Raw genomic sequence first — 17,621 nt, forward strand, 5'->3', positions numbered from 1 at the left:
TTAATTTTTTGAAAATAAAAGCCTGCTTCCTGTTATTATACAGGAAGTGTTTAGGCTTTTAAATAAAAGTGTGTTCCTGATTTTTCAGGAATGACAAATTGATTACTTTTTTACGTCTTTAGACGTATTTTTGTCTTCTGTAAGTGACTCTAAAGTTTCTTTTAAAGGTGTTTGCTTAATCAAGTTAATTAAGGCTTTAAAAGGGTTGACACCATAGATTTTATTAAAGTTTTCTAGAATGGATTTTATTTCGGCTATAGCTATAAAACCTGCAATAATTTTTAAAAAAGGCACTTCGTTTACAATGTGTTTTTCTAAAAAGAATGCTGCTAATATCACCAAGTTGTAAATAAAAAACTTTGAAATGGTATGACCAATTCTAGAACTTCTTATAGGCACATGATTTTTTAATGAGGCGTACGATCCTGTAATAAAATCGACTACAATTAAAAATACCATAGTGACCATGACACCATTTACAGGAGACAATAGCGTTAATAACCAAAAAATGTATTTAACGATTTTGTCCATGTTTTTATGTGTTTAATTACTAATTTGTTTGAGTTTTTTATAGTCTAACACACGACTTTTAGGATAGGCTTTTATGCAAACCATGTTGCGTTGATTGCCTCCTAGGATATATACATAAGACTTGGTTTGTTTAATAAAAAAACCAACGTGACCTTTCCAGCTTTTTGGGTTTTCTCTCCACAATACCACAACATCTCCAACACTTGGTTGATTTGTAGATTGTCCAACAGTCAACCAGCTTCTGGCATTTAATTTACCAGAATACTCATAGCCTGCTGTTTTGGCTACCCAATTTGCAAACGCACTGCACCAAGCAGTCTCGTCTTTAAGCTTTGAGCCATTAAAACCTATTTGATCAAAGTATTTTATAATACGTTGGTTGTCTTTTGTACCTATCACTTCTTTTACGCCATACTCTGACAGCGCTTTGCTTATTATGCTCATAGCTTTAAGTTTTTAAAAAAGTTAATATGAAATTGTTATATCAAACGGAAGCTTTTTAAAATTAACGCGAAGCTTGTGTTTGATATTTTTTACACATATGTGTAAATTTTTATTTTAAGCAGACTAAATCTCGACCAAAGATTACTTTAGTTTAAAAATTCTTAACCAGAATAGGATTAACCTAGGTTTGTGGATTTCTACTTAACACGAATTGAATGTAACAAACGGTAAACGTTGTTAGAAAAGCGAATACAAATATAATCATTTTACAAAGAACAAACAAACATTTTACACAATAAATATGTTAAATTTTGTAATTTGTTTTAAACACGTAGAGTGCCTAAAATACAAAAGCCACAGTTATTACACTGTAGCTTTTGGTTGTTTTGCTTACTGTTATCGTCACTCGTCACAGACGAGCACTAGCAGGAGAAGACTATTTTTTTATATAATCTCTGTAATATTTTCCGTTAGCGTCTTTTTTAATGAACGAATGAGGAATTTGACCACCAGAACCATCTATAAAGAGAACTTTGTTAGGGCTTTCATTATCAATAATAAAACTATAAACTCCTTCATCTGTATCAAATTGCCAATCATGAGTTTGAACAAAACAGCTCCATGGTTTAATAAAATCGTGCTCTTTTTCGAAACCTTTTAATTCTTCTTCATTTAAATGAACATTGAATTCTTTGTCTTTATAATAGTCTAATTCTAAATCTTCTAAAATTTGTTTTACTTCTTCGATTATTTGTTCTTTAGTATAATTCATTTTTTAATTTTTTAAAAATTTATTTTTTTTAATTCACTCTCTAAATTCCATTTTTTAAAATATTCAAAATCGACATCTGGTAAGCTATATCGTCGTCTAAAATTTTGATTATAAACGTTTAAATCATTTATTAAATCTGATAATTCCCCTCGCTGGCGCTCGTCTGTGACGAGTGCACACAAGGTAAGAATAACTTATCCCACAAACCCAATATCGTCTATTTCTAAAACCGTATTATCTTCTTGAAAATTTCTTGCGCTAGAATACTTATAATCTATTGGTTTTGTAACAAAACCTGTTTCTACTGGATTATTATGAATGTAGTCCACCTTTTGTTTGATAACCTTTTCACTCCATAACTCAATTGGTTTATTATGATGTTGCCAAAACTGATATTTACTAATGTTACCTTGTTTTTCTCCTGCTCTTTTAAACATCCATAGCAACCATTCTTTTCTGCTTTCTTGCGGATTGTTTTCTATTGCTTCAATTACTTTTTTTGAAGTGTACTTTTTAAAATCTCTTAACAACTCTGTTGGCTGTTCGTTAGCTGAACGAAAGATTAAATGTACATGACTTGGCATAAAACAATAAGCATATAGCTCCATGCCTTTTTCTGCTCTACAATAATTAATACTGTTTACTAATACATTAAAATAGACTTGCCTTGTAAACACATCCAACCAATATACTGTTGCAAAAGACACAAAGTATAATCCAGACTTATTATGAAACTTGTATTTTCTACTCATACCACTAAAATACAAAAGCCACAGTTATTACACTGTAGCTTTTGGTTGTTTTGCTTACTGTTATCGTCACTCGTCACAGACGAGCGCTAGCAGAGAATATACCTGTATAAGTCTAAATTATATTTATTAGTCTAGTACTAAACGAGAAGATTCTTTAATGGAGTTTGCTGTTTTATATTGTATAGAAATATTATTTTCTTTAGCATAAATATTAATGTCATATAAATCAATTCCTAAAATAGCAAGTCTATCTTCAATTACATATAATTCATATTCTTTATCTAAAAACACTTTTTTAACTTTATGGTGTTTTTCTGTAATATCTTTAGTCGCTCTTTTTCTGTAAGAGTCTTGAAGGTAAAAAGAAATTTCTTCTTTTAACTTCAAGACTTTTGCAGTTTCTAAAGTGGTTAAACTCCCTTTCTTTGTATTCTTAATATTATAAAATTTATTAAAGAATGACATTCTGTTTTGACTGTCAAAATGCTTAGGCTCATCAACAATCATTATTTTATCTGGGAATCCCTCTGCATAAATTATTATATATTTCATTATTTTATTGGTTTTTTAAAAAGCACGATTACTTCTTCTTCTGTTTGTTTTATTATTTCAGGAATACCACTAAAACCATTCCGTTTTGAAAGAATTCCTGTTGGAGTATCAAAAACAGCTTCTTTAGCTTTGATTTTATCTTTTATAAATTTATTTAATAAATTTAAGTTTACAGATTCTGACGAGTGCACACAAGAGTAATTACAATATATCTAAAATACAAAAAGCTACAGTAATTACACTGTAGCTTTTGGTTGTTTTGCTTACTGTTATCATCACTCGTCACAGACGAGCGCTAGCAGGAGCATATTTAAAAAGCTCTAATGGATCACCATCTAGCATCATTGGTTCTTGATAGTAATACCCTATAAAGTTTAATTGTTCTTTTTTGGTCATGATTATATTTCTTTTAAAATGATTTTCCTTAAAAACTTATCTAAAACACAAAAGCTACAATAATTAAATTGTAGCTTTTTATTTGTCATCTATTCATGACTATATCTTTCGTCTTCAGGGTACCAATAACCAGTTAATGTTGGCTCTAATGTTCCATTCTCATAAGCTTCAAAATAATGCTCTTTAGGATAAGCCGTACCAAAACTGACTACTCTACCAGTTTCTTTTTCTACTAAAAAAGGAGCGTTTCCCCCTAACAAACATTGTTCATCACCAGTTACCATATATCTCTTATTTTGATATATATAGATGTTTCCATAGTCTTTTTTAATACTATTATCATATAATGCTAATTCTATATCAGTGCTAGAATTACGCTCTAAAAATGTTAAATAATGCTCTGCAATAGCTTTCATTTCTTGTTCTGTTAACATGTTTTCTGTTTTAATTCGTTTTTAAATATCTATATTCTTTATACTGTTTGAAACCTATAACAGCATTTCTTCCGATTTGTCCATCTTTTAATAGTAATATATCATCTTTTTTTATAACATTAAAATAATGACCAATTACTTCAATTACTGGTTCCCTAGCTCGCGCTCGTCTGTGACGAGTGCGCACAAGATTAAGAAATATAACGCTTTTCTAAAATACAAAAGCTACAGTAATCACACTGTAGCTTTTGTTTGTTTTGCTTACTATTATCGTCACTCGTCACAGACGAGCGCTAGCAGGTGCTAGCAGGTGCTCTTCTGTGACGAGTGCACACAAGAACAAATACAATATATCTAAAATACAAAAGCCACAGTTATTACACTGTAGCTTTTTGTTGTTTTGCTTACTATTATAGTCACTCGTCAAAGACGAGCGCTAGCAGGAGTAAAAAACCATTTCCATTTCGGATTCACCAATCCAAAAGCCACTATTTTTATATTTTATTTTTGTTGTATTTGCCATAACGTTAAAAGCTACAATAATTAAATTGTAGCTTTTGTTATATTTTCTTGAAAAATTTCTACGTTAATTTATTAATAATATTATCTATAAACTCACTAAAACTATTAGCAATTTTTCTTTTTAAATCACCTCCTTCGTCTAAATAAGCCGGATGGCTTACATAAACAGGTGGGTTTTCTGGGTCTTCTGCATCTGGGTCATTAAAATAAAAGAAATGAAACTGTTCTCCTCCATCTAATTCACTTATCACCCAAAACTCTCCGCCTTCAATTTTTAAGTTGTTTTTTTCAAGTGTGTTTTTAACGTTGTTTTGACTTTCATAGTCGTAATCCAAAGAGCTAACGTTTATGTTGCAATAACCTCCTGCCAAAAATAGAAATTCTTGATAGGATTTTGGAAATGCTATACTGTACTTTTCTTGAAATTGTGATATTTCCTGTTCCGAAATTCCTCGGTTCTTTGAGCCAAATATTTCTGGAGTGTTTTTCATTAGGTTTAAATAGTTAATATTCATAATCTTATTTTAAAAATTTATTAAATTCTATACTGTTCTTAACAATTTCGCCATTAGGGAAAATTGAATAATCAATATTTATAGTTGTAAATTGACCTAAGCTTTGTTGACGTAATAATATTTCTCCCTAGCTCGCGCTCGTCTGTGACGAGTGCGCACAAGATTAAGAAATATAACGCTTTTCTAAAATACAAAAGCTACAGTAATCACACTGTAGCTTTTGTTTGTTTTGCTTACTATTATCGTCACTCGTCACAGACGAGCGCTAGCAGGTGAATTTTTTTACCAGAAACCTTCTCTAACTTAGACCAAAGTTTTAAATGAAACAATTCGTGTTGCATTGTATAGGTTGTAATATCGGTCTAAAATACAAAAAGCTACAATATAATTATTGTAGCTTTTGTTTGCTTTGCTTACTGTTATCGTCACTCGTCACAGACGAGCGCTAGCTTGAGAAAACTATCTGTTTATGGCATCAAAATTACCCCATTCATCTTCTTCAATTTGAAGAAAAGAATCTTTATCTTCTTTAAACTCTTCTATTTGTTCTGCTATTTCTTGACCAGTCCCGAGCATATACATGTTTAATGTCTCTTTTTCTATGAGCATCGGACCATTACCAATGATTATTTTTCTAGGATCTTTTGCGTCTTCATCATTCACTTGCCAATAAAAAACCCAACCGAATCCATAATCCTCAGTTAAATGTTCATAGATAATTACTCCAGGAAAATAACCATGATTTAGTTCTATAGACCTGTTTTTATAGCCAACATATTTTTGCATTTTTACTTGCGCCTCTTCTTTTGTATACATATTGTTTTTATTTAAATTATTAAAAATTAGTAGGTAAGAACTCATAATAATCATATATTAAATCAGCTTTCTGAGTATCCGCAGTTTTTTTGACCACTTTTTGCCCATCTAAAAATTTGATTATTCCATTTTCATTGATTACATTAAAAACATGTCCTAGATTACTTCCTTTTTTCTGCCCATAAACAATACCTCTTTGTCCGGGTTTCAATGTCTTTCTAATTAAATCTGGGGTAATATCTTTTATGAATTTTTTACCATACTCTTTTTCAAGTACAGTTAAAAAAGTTCCTTCTTCATATGATATTTTAATCACTACTTTTCCCCACGCTCGCGCTCGTTTGTAACGAGTGCGCACAACAGCAAGCAATCTAACACTTTTCTAAAATACAAAAAGCTACAGCAATTAAACTGTAGCTTTTACTTAATTTCATTAATAGCCTTCTTGTTTAAGAAACTCTATTCCTTTTTCTGTTAGAATAAACTCTTCTTCATCTAATAATTCATCTTTTCTTAACTCCTTAACAATTTCTGTCCAACTTACACTATAATCAGCAATTGAGTAAAACAATCTATCAAATTTTTGGATTCCTAATGGAGCGTTTTTATTAATTATTTCTAGTATTAATCTCTTATAATTCATTTTTTTTTCTTTAAATATTAATTAACTTGAACCTCTGGATGATAAAGACTTAACATCTCTTTTCCTTCATGCTCTATCTTTTCGTAAACTTTATAATCTTCTAATGTTGCGGTATGTGCATCATTCCACACTTCATCTTTATTAGGAACATCTTTATGAAGAGTTTCTTCAAAACCTAACTCAGTGTATCTTTCATACTCTCGCTTTTCATGAGTGTAAAATCGTTTATCAAAATCTGTAACATTAATTTCACCTTTAATTATCTTTTGTAATCGAGTTATCATTCTTTCATTCCATTCATCATATCCAAATCTACTTAAATGTTTTTTAACAACCTCCAGTCCTTCTGAATTAATACGAATGTCTTTCCAGTCTAAATCTAAAATAGGTCCTCCTGCTTTTTCAGGATTAAAACTTCTTTTACTAAATTTACCAATTATAGTGCCAATTCTTTTTGGGCCTCTACCTCCTAAAGGTTTTCCTTCAAGAAAATCGTCTAAAAATTTTTTTGCTTTTTTTTCATCAGTAAATACTCTTAAGGTTATTTCCTTAAATGAAACTTTAATATCTCTTCCTCGAACCGTTCGTTTCGGAAAACTTAACCCAGGAAAAGCACTATTTAAATCAAAAGCATATTTAACTTTAATATCTAGGCTAATCCCTTTTTGCTTAAGTGCTTTTATGGTTTTTAAAGGGATGCTTGGTAATTTTAACGCTGCAGAGATTTGTTTTAAAGCAGCATTTACGTTTTCTATCTGTTTTGGTAAATCTTTAGCTAAGTTTACTACCTTTTTAACACCTTTACTTACTCCTTTTACTAAGCCTATTATATCTAAAACAATTTCTACTAATTTTGGTATAAACAAGCCAAACTCGTAAGCGTTTTTATATGCTTCATCACCATCCATAAAGTTAAAAAGCTCAGACAGCTCATCACTTATAATTTTTTTAAAAGTTGGCCAATCTAGTTTGCTAAAAAATTGACTAAGGCTATCTATTGTTGATGTTAAATTATCATAGTTTAACAACCCTATAATAAAACCTATAGCTTCAACTATACTAGCAATAAACCTAATTACACCATTAATTAAGCCAACTAGATACGCATTATACTTTTTAACAGAGGTGTCTACCTTATTAATAATGTTTTGAATTGCTGATACTATAGTTTTTTTAACGTAAGTTATCATTCTTGATACAATGCTCCATAAGTCATATTTTAGTTCTGCGTATTTTTGATTATGCTCATCATTACTTATATCTAATAAAAACTGATCTGCAAATTTACTAAACGCTTCTGCTATTTGAGAAAAGTCCACTAACAGTGGGTCGTACTCCAGGTTATTTTCTTTACCGTAATCTGTATTTGCTACATTAGGGTTCCATTTTTCTTCTCCAAGCTCTAAACCTCTAATAGTGTTTGCTAGAGCTAATATGATTTTTTCTGAAACATAATCTGCTGTTTCAGAAATATCCATAACACCTAATTCTAAACACATTTGAAAAAATTTAAATGCTTCTTCAAATCCGTTTGGAGGTGTATACTCATAAGTTGATGGGTATTTCTTTACATAAGATTCTATATTTGAAAGTAAAATACCAGTCAAAACTGTTCTTTTATCACTTGAAGGGATTTCCATCCAGTCCAATATATCGCTAACATAATTTTTTACAACTTTATTACTTGTATCTTTTTCAATACTTCTTACAAGGTTTTTACCTAAGGCTATGTTAAATATTTCAGTAACATTTTCGTGTGTGATTCCTGAATCACTTAATTTAACTACAATATTCTTTTTTGTTGGTTTATTTTTTTTTGCTAGTAACAAAAATAGGTTATCATCTAAATTGCTTATATAAGCTCCTTTGTATTTTTGATTATATATTGATTCACTCATGAAGCGTATTCCATTAGTTACAATACCTTTGCCATTAAAATCATTACTTTCTGATATTTTTACTTCTTTATCTAAGGTTTCTGAAAACTCAAAAGGTGGTTCAAAACCAAACCGTTCTGCAAATTGAAATGTATTACTCATTGTTTTTATTTTTATTTGTTAAACATTAGTTTAGTTACAATTAAACACACCTTACCTTTACCTCTTAGGGTTCTAGAACTAAGAGGTGTTTGGTTTTATAAGATTCTTCGCTTACGCTCTGAATGACAAATGGTAAGGTGGATTAATTGCTAATCCTTAAAAAGGATTATGCTAAAATCTATCTAGTTGCAGTATTAGTTGTTGCTTCTGCTTCAGGTTCTGTTACACCAAGCAACGTGTTGGTTTGCTCAATTGGATTAGAAAAAGACTCGTTATTCTGGTCTAAAATTTCTTCGCCATCAGAATCAAACAACTTAAAGTCGTCACAATCTGTATTACATGGTAAGCCATCAACATTAAGACCAATAGATCCTGCTTGAATAACGGTTAAATTGGTTGGTAGACGTGTCTCCCAAGTGCCTTCAACTTCGCCTTCTATGGTTTGCATTTCTTCTGCAATAGACACATATAAATCGTCGTCTTGATCTACAACTAATCCTTGTCCATTCCAAATTTCTCCAGTGGTCATGTACCAGTTTACAGCATCTTCAAAACCTGGTCTAACAGGTACTACTGTTCTTGCCATACCTGATTGTAAAAAGGCTTGAAATAATGGGTCTGCTGCATCTTGTTGTTGAAACAACTCTTTCCAATCTTTCTCGTCTGCATAGAAATATGGATAAAATACGTAAGCCATAATTTCCCAATCAAATGCTTGCTCAAAGAATTTTACTGTTGAAGCATGTGTTTCAAAAGTTTGATCTTTAGTAACTTTAGCAATTGTGCTACCTATATAGTTATCTTTAGACACTTTAGATTGCTCTATTAATAACTCTACAGCAATACGCTTCAACTCTTTTTTCTCTAAACTACGGTTGTGTAATGGGTTAAATGTTAGCTTATATTTATCGTCTGTAGGAAGCACTTCGTTAGCTACCATTGCTTCGTTATACTCTCTTAAACGGTCATTATAAGCATCCATAATAGCATTGTACGTTTCGTTTTGCCATTGTTTAAATGCTGCTTCTGTTCTTTCACATTTAATTACAATAGTGGTATCTGCAACCCAGTTCCATTCCATAGAAGCAGAAACAGGTAACTCATCTAAATATGCTGGAATTTCTACATATTGACTATAGTTAACAGGTAATGTTATTCCTCCAATAGAAATATTAACAACTCCTCCATGATGTCTACCAGAAGTTTTTACATGAGTAGATTTATAACCTGTTGGTATTTTAACAATCTCTTTTGAAGCCTTGTTTGTGCCATCACCTCCATCTCCAGCTTGTTCTGATTTTGTAAAAGACGTTCCTACATAATCAAACTGTTCAGGAGCTGCGTTAACCTCTGCATTATATGATGCTGCGATAATTTGGTAATTAGTTTCATCTAGCTCAGAAGCATCAGAAATCCCTTCTGCTAAAGCGCTTGGATGAATTGGTAATTCTGGTAAAACAATTAAAGATTCTGTTTCTTGGTTGTTTTCAATGTTCTTCCATAATGCATCTTTTAAAAACCTTGCTGGCTCTGGTATTGCAAATTCATACATCAAACGCTTACCATAGTTGATTAATTTATTTTTATAAATCTTATCAACCCAACGGTAAACACCTGTAACGTGATCCTCTCCTTTTGTGTTATCAAAACCATGTTTGTTGTTTTCTTCAAACTCTTTTAAAATACGAGACGTGCGCTTGGTTTGTGTTTTAGAAACAATACGCTCCATAGCACGCTCAGTAACTTCTTGTGCATGGGTTAAGGCTTGACTATTTGAGTCTGATGTTGAACTTGATGATGAAAAATCTGCGTAAGCACCAGCATTGAATCCCCATTTTTCTCCGCCTCCATGTACAGATGCACTTGCTCCATAGGCCTGAGATTTATCTTCATTAATTACAGAAGCTACTTCACTTTGCATTTCATTTCGCTCAGTAGTTGTAGTGTCTGTTAGGTTTTCTCTTTCTGTTTCGTCTGTTCTTTCGGTTGTTACTTCAGAACTTATTAAACTTCTAGTTGCACGCTCTTTATACTCACGAGCCATCACGTTTTCAATATGCGATACTTCTCCTGGTACATAACAACATACTTCTTGCTCTACGCGTCTAAAGTCTGCAATACCTAAGTTAGTAACACCATAAATACGATTATCATCAGAAGTTTGAGTTCCAGAATCAACCAATTGGAAATTACCCATATTAAATCTAGATTTCCTGTTTACTACTTGTGTAAAGCTGTATTTTTCTCCTGATAGTAATGTGATTTCTCCTGAGATAGTATAGTTTTCAACTCTAACAGGATAAGTTGTTCCGTTAGGGAAAAGTCTTATCATATCATTAGCTACTGGCACAATACTAAACCCTGTATCAGTATCTGATGTTCCGTCTGGGAAATTTATAGTGTATGTCATGCTGGCGATTTGTGCTGACACTACTACGTTATAAAATACCATAAAAGGACTGACTAAACCAGCTGGGTTTATTTCCATTAAAGGTGGAATATTATAATCCAATACAGGAACCCCTTCATTTACCCTTGTAACTACACCTCCAATTTTTACTCGCTTAGATTGTTTTGCCGATTTACTAAAAACAATTTGGTTATTAGCTTTTATTTTAGACTTTAAAGCCTGATTTACTTCTTCAAAAGAATCATAAATATCTAATTGCTCTGTATTAAAAAGCAATAAAGACACGTCTGATAATTTACCCTCTAAATAATGAACTGTAATAGCTTCTTCTTTAGTAAATTCAAATTTTGGAAGCTTTAAATCTGGATAAGTTGTTACTTTAATCGTTTCTCCTGTTTTAGGGTCTGTCTCTTCAGTAATAACTGGTTCTGCTTCTTCAATTAATTGTTCTACAACTTTATTATGACTAGCCAAAGCCGCTTTGTAGGCTTTTTGATGGTCTTTGTTGTATTTAACTTCAATTGGTTTTAACTCTTCAATTAACGCTTTATAATTACCATTATGGTATTTAGCAATTGCCACATCGCTTGTATCCTCTAAAGTTTTAAATGCTGATGCAGACACTCTTTTTGGTGTTTCTGATACTGTTGCGCTAGAAAACAAAGCTTTAGACAATACAACGCTTGCATTAGCACGTCTAACAAAGTCTTGGTCTTGATCTTCAGTAAATACAATATCTTCTCCTTTTAATACAGAAGAAAAATCGATAAATCCTTGTAAAAATTGATTAGCAATTAAGACTTGGATTAATGCTTCACGCACATAAACAGATTGCTTAGTAACCGTCTGATTAATCAAGTTGTCCCAAACTAAAAGATCTTGTTTTTTTTCTTTGTCTAAAGGTAAAACACCATTAGCATTTTCTTTAATTGCCTGAAATGTTAAATGGTTTTTATTACGCATTAACCAAGAGGAAAACTCATATAATTTTTGGTTAACAGCTTTAACTTCTTTTCTGGTTTTAAAACCGTTAAAATTTTTACTTACGTCTTCTAAAACTTGACTTTTAGAGTCTTCTTTTACTCCTTCTATAGCTTGAATAAATAGACTAGACTTTTCGTTTGGATGAAACACAAATCCTTTATGATTCTCTTTTTCATCAATTAATTGTGGGTTACGTAAGGTTACGAATCTAAATAGATTCTGTTTAATTTTATTACTCATTTTTTAAATGTTTATTTAATTAATAATGGTTCAATTAAGAACACTGTTGTCGTTTCGCTTTTCTAACAGGTTTACCTTAATCAAGCCTTAATTACTTAAGACATAAAAATTTGAGTCATTCTAACATTTTGTTGAATGGTTGTGCTAATATTTAATTTTTAAAGAAATTTACTTTTAAAAACCTAGTATTTGTTAATTAAAATTTATACAAATGTTTGATTTTTAGATAATTTTGTATATTAGCGGTTCATTAACGAGACAAAAATACAACATTTTACAAACTAAAACAAACATTTTACAATAAATTTTGTAAAAAGTTTTAACCTCTTATTTTTTGAGCAATGAAACAGATAGATGAAAAGATTACCGAAATTATTAACCACTTTAAGCTTAATAATTATGCGTTTTCAAAACGTATAGGTGTTACGGGAACCACTATAGACAGTATTGTTAATGGTCGTCCGCAAAATGATGGGTCGCGTAAAAAAACAAAACCTGGTTATGATGTATTAAGCGCTATAATTGAAGAGTTTAATATAAATCCTGACTATTTATTTGGAAAAAGCGACGTAATGCTAAAACAGGATGTGGCTCAAATTCAAACATATTCTGGAGTCCCTCAAGTTATTTCTGTAAATCAAGAAAATGAAGAAAACGTCATTTATGTGCCTGTAAAAGCTAGAGCTGGTTATTTAGATGGTTATGGAGATAGCGAGTATATAGAGACTTTACCATCCTTTAACATGCCTCAATTAAACAATGGAACGTTTAGGTGTTTTGAAGTAAAAGGCAACTCTATGGTACGTACTTTTTTTGATGGCGATTTGGTGTTTGGTAAGTATGTTGAGGACTTAAGCGATGTTAAAGATGGTCGTGTTTACGTTATTGTTAGTAAAAATGATGGTATTGTTTTAAAACGTGTTATTAACCGAATTGAAGAACGTGGAAAACTGATTTTAAAAAGTGATAATAAAGACGGAAACTATCCAATGTACACTATAGATGCAGAAGATATTATGGAAATTTGGTATGTCACAATGTTTGCGTCCAAACAAATGCCAGAACCTATTGATGTTTATGATAGATTACATGAATTGGAAAGTCAAATAGCAGAACTTCAAGAAAGTGCTAAAACCAAAACTTTAAAAAATTAAATTTGGATGCGTTTAACGTTTAACAAACACGAAAAACTTAAAAGCCAAAAAGCAATCGAGCAATTATTTGCAGAAGGTAAATCGGTTTCGGCATATCCTTTGCGGATGGTGTATTTAAAAAAGGACAAATCAATTAAGGTTGGTGTGTCTGTTAGCAAGCGTAATTTTAAAAAAGCAGTGGACAGAATTCGTGTAAAACGACTACTTAGAGAGGCTTATAGACTTAATAAAACTATGTTAATAGACCATAAAATTGACAATTACACGTTAATGATTTTATATATTAGTAAAGAAATGCCAGATTTTAAGTTAGTTGATGCTAAAATGAAGACATTATTAATAAAATTTAAAGACCATATTTCTAAATAATTATTTAGAAATTATAAAAATATACAAATGAAAAACTTACTAAAACGACGCATTTTAATTCCAATATTTGCTGTCACCATCTTTTTTACTGGAACCGCTTTTAAAAACGATTTTTTTGAAATAGCTAAGCAAATAGAAATCTTTACAACGCTTTTTAAAGAGTTGAATATGAACTATGTGGACGAAACTAATCCAGCTGATCTAATGGATAATGCCATTAAAAACATGCTAAACGATTTAGATCCTTACACTAAGTTTTATAACGAGCAAGATGTAGAAGCAGAACGCATACGTCGTACAGGAGATTACACTGGAGTTGGTGCAAGAATAAGAACCTTAAAAGATAAATTAGTTGTAGTTGAACCTTATAAGGGTTATCCAGCTGACAAAGCTGGTTTAAAAGCTGGAGACCAGATTACAGCAGTAGATGGTGTCTCTATTTCTGGTTATGAAGGAGATGCATCAAACTTATTAAAAGGCGCTCCAAACTCTTCACTAGAAGTCACTTATAAACGTCAAGGAAAAACAAACAAAACATCTGTAACACGATCTGAAATAGAAATTGATGCAGTACCTCATTTTTCTATGATAGACGCACAAACGGGTTATATCGTACTTCAAAAATTTAACGCCAAAGCATCTGCACAAACGGGTTATGCATTAAAAGATTTAAAAGCGCAAGGTGCCAAACAAATTATTTTAGATTTAAGAAGTAATCCAGGAGGTTTATTAAACGAAGCTGTAAATGTGGTTAATCTTTTTGTACCTAAAGGACAATTAGTAGTAACTACAAAATCTAAAGTTAAAAAGTACAACAAAACCTATTACACTAAAAAAGAACCTATAGATACAGAAATACCTGTAGTGGTTTTAATTAATGGTCGTAGTGCATCTGCATCAGAGATTGTATCTGGTACACTTCAGGATTTAGATCGTGCTGTTGTTGTGGGTTCAAGAAGTTTTGGAAAAGGATTGGTCCAACGTCCTAAAAAATTAACATATGGTACACAACTAAAAGTAACAATCTCTAGATATTACACACCTTCAGGACGCTGTATTCAGGCTTTAGATTATTGGAATAGAGATGAAAACGGAAACGCTGTACGTGTTAAACAAGAAAACTATCACGCTTTTAAAACCAAAAATGGAAGAAAAGTTTTTGATGGTGGAGGTGTTTTTCCTGATGAAGCAATTGAGGTAACAAAAAACACTGCAATTACAGATGCTATTTTAAGCAGCCAAAGTATTTTTGATTATGCTACCAAATACTACTATGATAATAAAATTAACGACATCTCTACATTTAAATTATCAGATGCAGACTTTAATACTTTTAAAAGTTATTTAAACACGACTGGTTTTGAGTTTGAAACAGAAACAGAAAAAGCACTTAAAAAAGCGTTAGAAGTTTCTAAAACAGAAAATTTAGACGATGATATTAGTAGAGATTATAAAACATTAATTACAAATTTAGATCACTCTAAAGCTAAAGCTGTTGAGGATAATAAAAAACAATTAATAAATCTGTTAACAGACGAAATTGTTAAACGTTACGTCTACAGAGAAGGGTTATATGACTATTACAAAACCAATAATGAAGAGATTAAAACTGCAACAGATATATTATCAAATCCTTCAAAATATAACAGATATTTAAACTAAAAAAAGCTAAAAATTTTAACATATTAAATTTTTGGTATATTTAATGCTAGTTTAAAGTTATGAAGCACTTATTTTTATTCATTTTATTAAGTACAACTATGTGTTTTTCGCAAAGCGAATTAACACATGATGTATACTTTAATACAGACGAGTACGACGTACCATTAACAGAAGAAAACCGTATTCTGCTTTTTATTTCTAGTCTAGACACTATCCAAATTCAAAAAATATCTATTTATGGTTTTACTGATGATAGAGGTACAAATGACTATAATTTAGAACTATCCCAAAACAGAGCTAATACTATAAAAGAATTATTTTCTGGTTATGGAATTGAAGAAAGTTTAATAACTAATGTTAATGGTAAAGGTGAAATTTTATTAAAGGTTTTAAACGAAAACGAAGTCCATAAAATAAGAGGATTAAACCGTAAAGTAGAAATTATTGTAACGCCAAAACCTCCAAAAAAAGAAGAGGTTAAAAAAGAGGAACCTGTTGAGGTAGTTGAGGTAAAAACTGAAGAGCCTAAAGCAAACGCAAAAAAGACTACAGATGATATTGCTAAAGGGACAATTAAAAAAGGTGATAAAATTACATTAGATAAAATATATTTTAAAACCAGCTATAGTTATGTTACTTCAGAATCTAAAAAAACATTAGAAGATTTAGCTAAACTGTTGGTAGAAAAAAAGAATATCTATTTTACCATCCAAGGTCATGTATGTTGTACACAAATGAGTCGTGATGCTATTGATAAAAAGACTAAAAAACGAAACCTATCTGTTGCTAGAGCAAAATACATTTATGATTATTTAGCCAAAAAAGGGGTTGATAAAAAACGTATGAAATACGTTGGTATGCGTCGTAAATTTCCACTTGGTGGTGCACCAGAACTAGATAGACGTGTCGAGATTTTAGTAACTTATGTTGGTAAAGAGGATTAATTTTTAATCATTCCAACATGAGGTATTCCGTCTTCTAGGTACTCCTCTCCTACTTCAAAAAACTCTAAATTATTATAGAATTTTTTTAAATAACATTGTGCTGAAATTTTAATTTTGGTTTGGTTATAATGTGTTTTAATAGCGTCAATTGAAGCTTTCATTATATCATAACCGTATTTATGCTCGCGTTCTTTTTCAGCAACCACTACTCTACCAATACTTGATAATTCAAAGTAATCTCCTGGTTTAAATAATCTTGTGTAAGCCACAACTTTTTCGTTTTTAAAACCTATTACGTGTAATGCTTTTTGATCCTTATTATCAATATCTTGATAAACACAATCCTGCTCCACAACAAAGACTTCGCTTCTAAGCTGAAGGATATCGTACAACTCTTTTGTTGTTAATTGTTGAAAGGTTTTGGTAATTATTTTTAGCATAGTGTGTTTTATAATAGGAATACTTTTTACTATTGTCAGTTAGAGTGATTCGACGAAGGAAAATTGTGACGTATCTCTTAAATTAATCCTGTACAATTACATCCTTTATATCATCTTTACCATATTCTGGTTGGATGTTAACATGATTAATTTCAAATTTATGAAATAATAGTTCTTCAACTTCATGAAGGATTTTATCAAACTGAGATAAAGTAATATCATTTTCAAAATCAATATGCGCTTCAAAATGTATTTCGTCTTCATTAAGTTGCCAAACATGTATATGATGGACATTTTTTATTTCCGCGAAAGCGTTAATTTCTTTTACTATTTGATCTATTGGAATAGTGTCTGGAGTAAATAACATTAAGACTTTGGTAGAGGCTTTTAATAAATCAAATCCCATCCAAATTAAGTAAATAGCTATTGCTAAAGTTAAAGCGCTATCAACCCAATACACTTGGTAAAATTTCATTAATAAACCACCTATTAACACTGCAACACTTGCTAACATATCTGTTAATAAGTGTAAATATGCGCTTCGCATATTCATATTTGCTTGACTATCTTTTTTTAATAATAATACACTAAATCCATTAGCTAAAATTCCTAAAAGAGATAACCAAATAACCAAATTACTTTCTATTTCTTGAGGGTTTTGAAAACGTTTAATAGCTTCTATAATTAATAAAACAGCGACTATAATTAATGTAGAAGCATTTATAAAAGCAGCTAAAATTTCGGCACGTTTAAAACCAAAAGTCCGTTGTAAAGAGGCTTCTTTTTTAGATAATTTATTAGCTATATAACTAACAATTAATGATAATACATCACTAAAGTTGTGTAATGCATCGCTTAACAAAGCTAAACTACCAGAAATTAATCCACCAATAACTTGTGCAACAGTAATTAAAATATTTAAAAGTATAGATATAATTAAGTTACGTCCTTTTAAGTCGTTATGATTATGTGAATGGTTATGTGAGTGGTTGTGACCCATTT

19 protein-coding genes are annotated in these 17,621 nt (G+C 30.9%); 4 read left to right on the forward strand and 15 right to left on the reverse strand.

Features of this window, described 5'->3' with window-relative positions; all coding sequences use genetic code 11:
* Positions 1 to 102: 102 nt before the first annotated feature.
* From SJY17_RS03770 to SJY17_RS03830, 13 genes are all read right to left on the reverse strand, one after another.
* Positions 103 to 531 (reverse strand): phage holin family protein, encoded by a 429-nt coding sequence (locus tag SJY17_RS03770; protein ID WP_397364137.1) that lies wholly within the window; start codon positions 529 to 531, stop codon positions 103 to 105.
* Positions 532 to 543: 12 nt separating this feature from the next.
* Positions 544 to 975, reverse strand: coding sequence for a TIGR02594 family protein (locus SJY17_RS03775; protein ID WP_397364138.1), 432 nt, complete (start codon positions 973 to 975; stop codon positions 544 to 546).
* Positions 976 to 1,411: 436 nt separating this feature from the next.
* Complete coding sequence (locus SJY17_RS03780; RefSeq protein WP_397364139.1) at positions 1,412 to 1,747, reverse strand: hypothetical protein; 336 nt, start codon at positions 1,745 to 1,747, stop codon at positions 1,412 to 1,414.
* Between the two features lie 194 nt (positions 1,748 to 1,941).
* The gene (locus SJY17_RS03785; RefSeq protein ID WP_397364140.1) at positions 1,942 to 2,499 is read right to left on the reverse strand and encodes an REP-associated tyrosine transposase; all 558 of its coding nucleotides are present in this window, start codon (positions 2,497 to 2,499) and stop codon (positions 1,942 to 1,944) included.
* Between the two features lie 126 nt (positions 2,500 to 2,625).
* Positions 2,626 to 3,051: a hypothetical protein gene (locus SJY17_RS03790; RefSeq protein WP_397364141.1), complete on the reverse strand. Its 426-nt coding sequence runs from the start codon at positions 3,049 to 3,051 to the stop codon at positions 2,626 to 2,628.
* Complete coding sequence (locus SJY17_RS03795; RefSeq protein WP_397364142.1) at positions 3,051 to 3,242, reverse strand: hypothetical protein; 192 nt, start codon at positions 3,240 to 3,242, stop codon at positions 3,051 to 3,053. Before SJY17_RS03795 ends, SJY17_RS03790 begins: the two co-directional genes overlap by 1 nt.
* Before the next feature lie 294 nt (positions 3,243 to 3,536).
* A complete protein-coding gene (locus tag SJY17_RS03800) occupies positions 3,537 to 3,881 on the reverse strand; it encodes a hypothetical protein (protein WP_397364143.1) in 345 nt (114 codons plus the stop codon).
* Between the two features lie 581 nt (positions 3,882 to 4,462).
* Positions 4,463 to 4,918, reverse strand: a complete 456-nt coding sequence (locus SJY17_RS03805; protein WP_397364144.1) for an SMI1/KNR4 family protein — start codon at positions 4,916 to 4,918, stop codon at positions 4,463 to 4,465.
* A 459-nt stretch (positions 4,919 to 5,377) separates the two neighbouring features.
* Entirely contained in the window at positions 5,378 to 5,779 is a 402-nt protein-coding gene (locus tag SJY17_RS03810; RefSeq protein WP_397364145.1) for a hypothetical protein, read from the reverse strand.
* Positions 5,754 to 6,050: a toxin glutamine deamidase domain-containing protein gene (locus SJY17_RS03815; RefSeq protein WP_397364146.1), complete on the reverse strand. Its 297-nt coding sequence runs from the start codon at positions 6,048 to 6,050 to the stop codon at positions 5,754 to 5,756. The genes SJY17_RS03810 and SJY17_RS03815 overlap by 26 nt, the downstream gene beginning before the upstream one ends.
* Positions 6,051 to 6,167: 117 nt before the next feature.
* Positions 6,168 to 6,377: a hypothetical protein gene (locus SJY17_RS03820; RefSeq protein ID WP_397364147.1), complete on the reverse strand. Its 210-nt coding sequence runs from the start codon at positions 6,375 to 6,377 to the stop codon at positions 6,168 to 6,170.
* Between the two features lie 17 nt (positions 6,378 to 6,394).
* Positions 6,395 to 8,416, reverse strand: coding sequence for a hypothetical protein (locus tag SJY17_RS03825; protein WP_397364148.1), 2,022 nt, complete (start codon positions 8,414 to 8,416; stop codon positions 6,395 to 6,397).
* Positions 8,417 to 8,594: 178 nt separating this feature from the next.
* Entirely contained in the window at positions 8,595 to 12,050 is a 3,456-nt protein-coding gene (locus tag SJY17_RS03830) for a hypothetical protein (RefSeq protein WP_397364149.1), read from the reverse strand.
* Between the two features lie 341 nt (positions 12,051 to 12,391).
* Between SJY17_RS03830 and SJY17_RS03835 the strand changes: the two genes are divergently transcribed.
* Genes SJY17_RS03835 through SJY17_RS03850 form a run of 4 tightly spaced genes read left to right on the forward strand, consistent with a single transcriptional unit; the run spans position 12,392 to position 16,179 of the window.
* Entirely contained in the window at positions 12,392 to 13,204 is an 813-nt protein-coding gene (locus tag SJY17_RS03835; RefSeq protein ID WP_397364150.1) for an XRE family transcriptional regulator, read from the forward strand.
* Positions 13,205 to 13,210: 6 nt separating this feature from the next.
* On the forward strand, positions 13,211 to 13,573 hold the full coding sequence (gene rnpA, locus SJY17_RS03840; RefSeq protein ID WP_397364151.1) for a ribonuclease P protein component: 363 nt from the start codon (positions 13,211 to 13,213) through the stop codon (positions 13,571 to 13,573).
* A 27-nt stretch (positions 13,574 to 13,600) separates the two neighbouring features.
* Complete coding sequence (locus tag SJY17_RS03845) at positions 13,601 to 15,235, forward strand: S41 family peptidase (RefSeq protein ID WP_397364152.1); 1,635 nt, start codon at positions 13,601 to 13,603, stop codon at positions 15,233 to 15,235.
* Between the two features lie 59 nt (positions 15,236 to 15,294).
* Positions 15,295 to 16,179 (forward strand): OmpA family protein, encoded by an 885-nt coding sequence (locus tag SJY17_RS03850; RefSeq protein WP_397364153.1) that lies wholly within the window; start codon positions 15,295 to 15,297, stop codon positions 16,177 to 16,179.
* Here the strand turns inward: SJY17_RS03850 and SJY17_RS03855 are convergent.
* Together SJY17_RS03855 and SJY17_RS03860 are read right to left on the reverse strand one after the other, a co-directional pair.
* The gene (locus SJY17_RS03855; RefSeq protein WP_397364154.1) at positions 16,176 to 16,619 is read right to left on the reverse strand and encodes a GNAT family N-acetyltransferase; all 444 of its coding nucleotides are present in this window, start codon (positions 16,617 to 16,619) and stop codon (positions 16,176 to 16,178) included. The two genes, SJY17_RS03850 and SJY17_RS03855, sit on opposite strands and share 4 nt — an antisense overlap.
* An 82-nt stretch (positions 16,620 to 16,701) precedes the next feature.
* Positions 16,702 to 17,619 (reverse strand): cation diffusion facilitator family transporter, encoded by a 918-nt coding sequence (locus tag SJY17_RS03860; RefSeq protein ID WP_397364155.1) that lies wholly within the window; start codon positions 17,617 to 17,619, stop codon positions 16,702 to 16,704.
* Positions 17,620 to 17,621 lie beyond the last annotated feature (2 nt).

The organism is Olleya sp. R77988 (assembly GCF_044594215.1).
GTDB lineage: Bacteria > Bacteroidota > Bacteroidia > Flavobacteriales > Flavobacteriaceae > Olleya.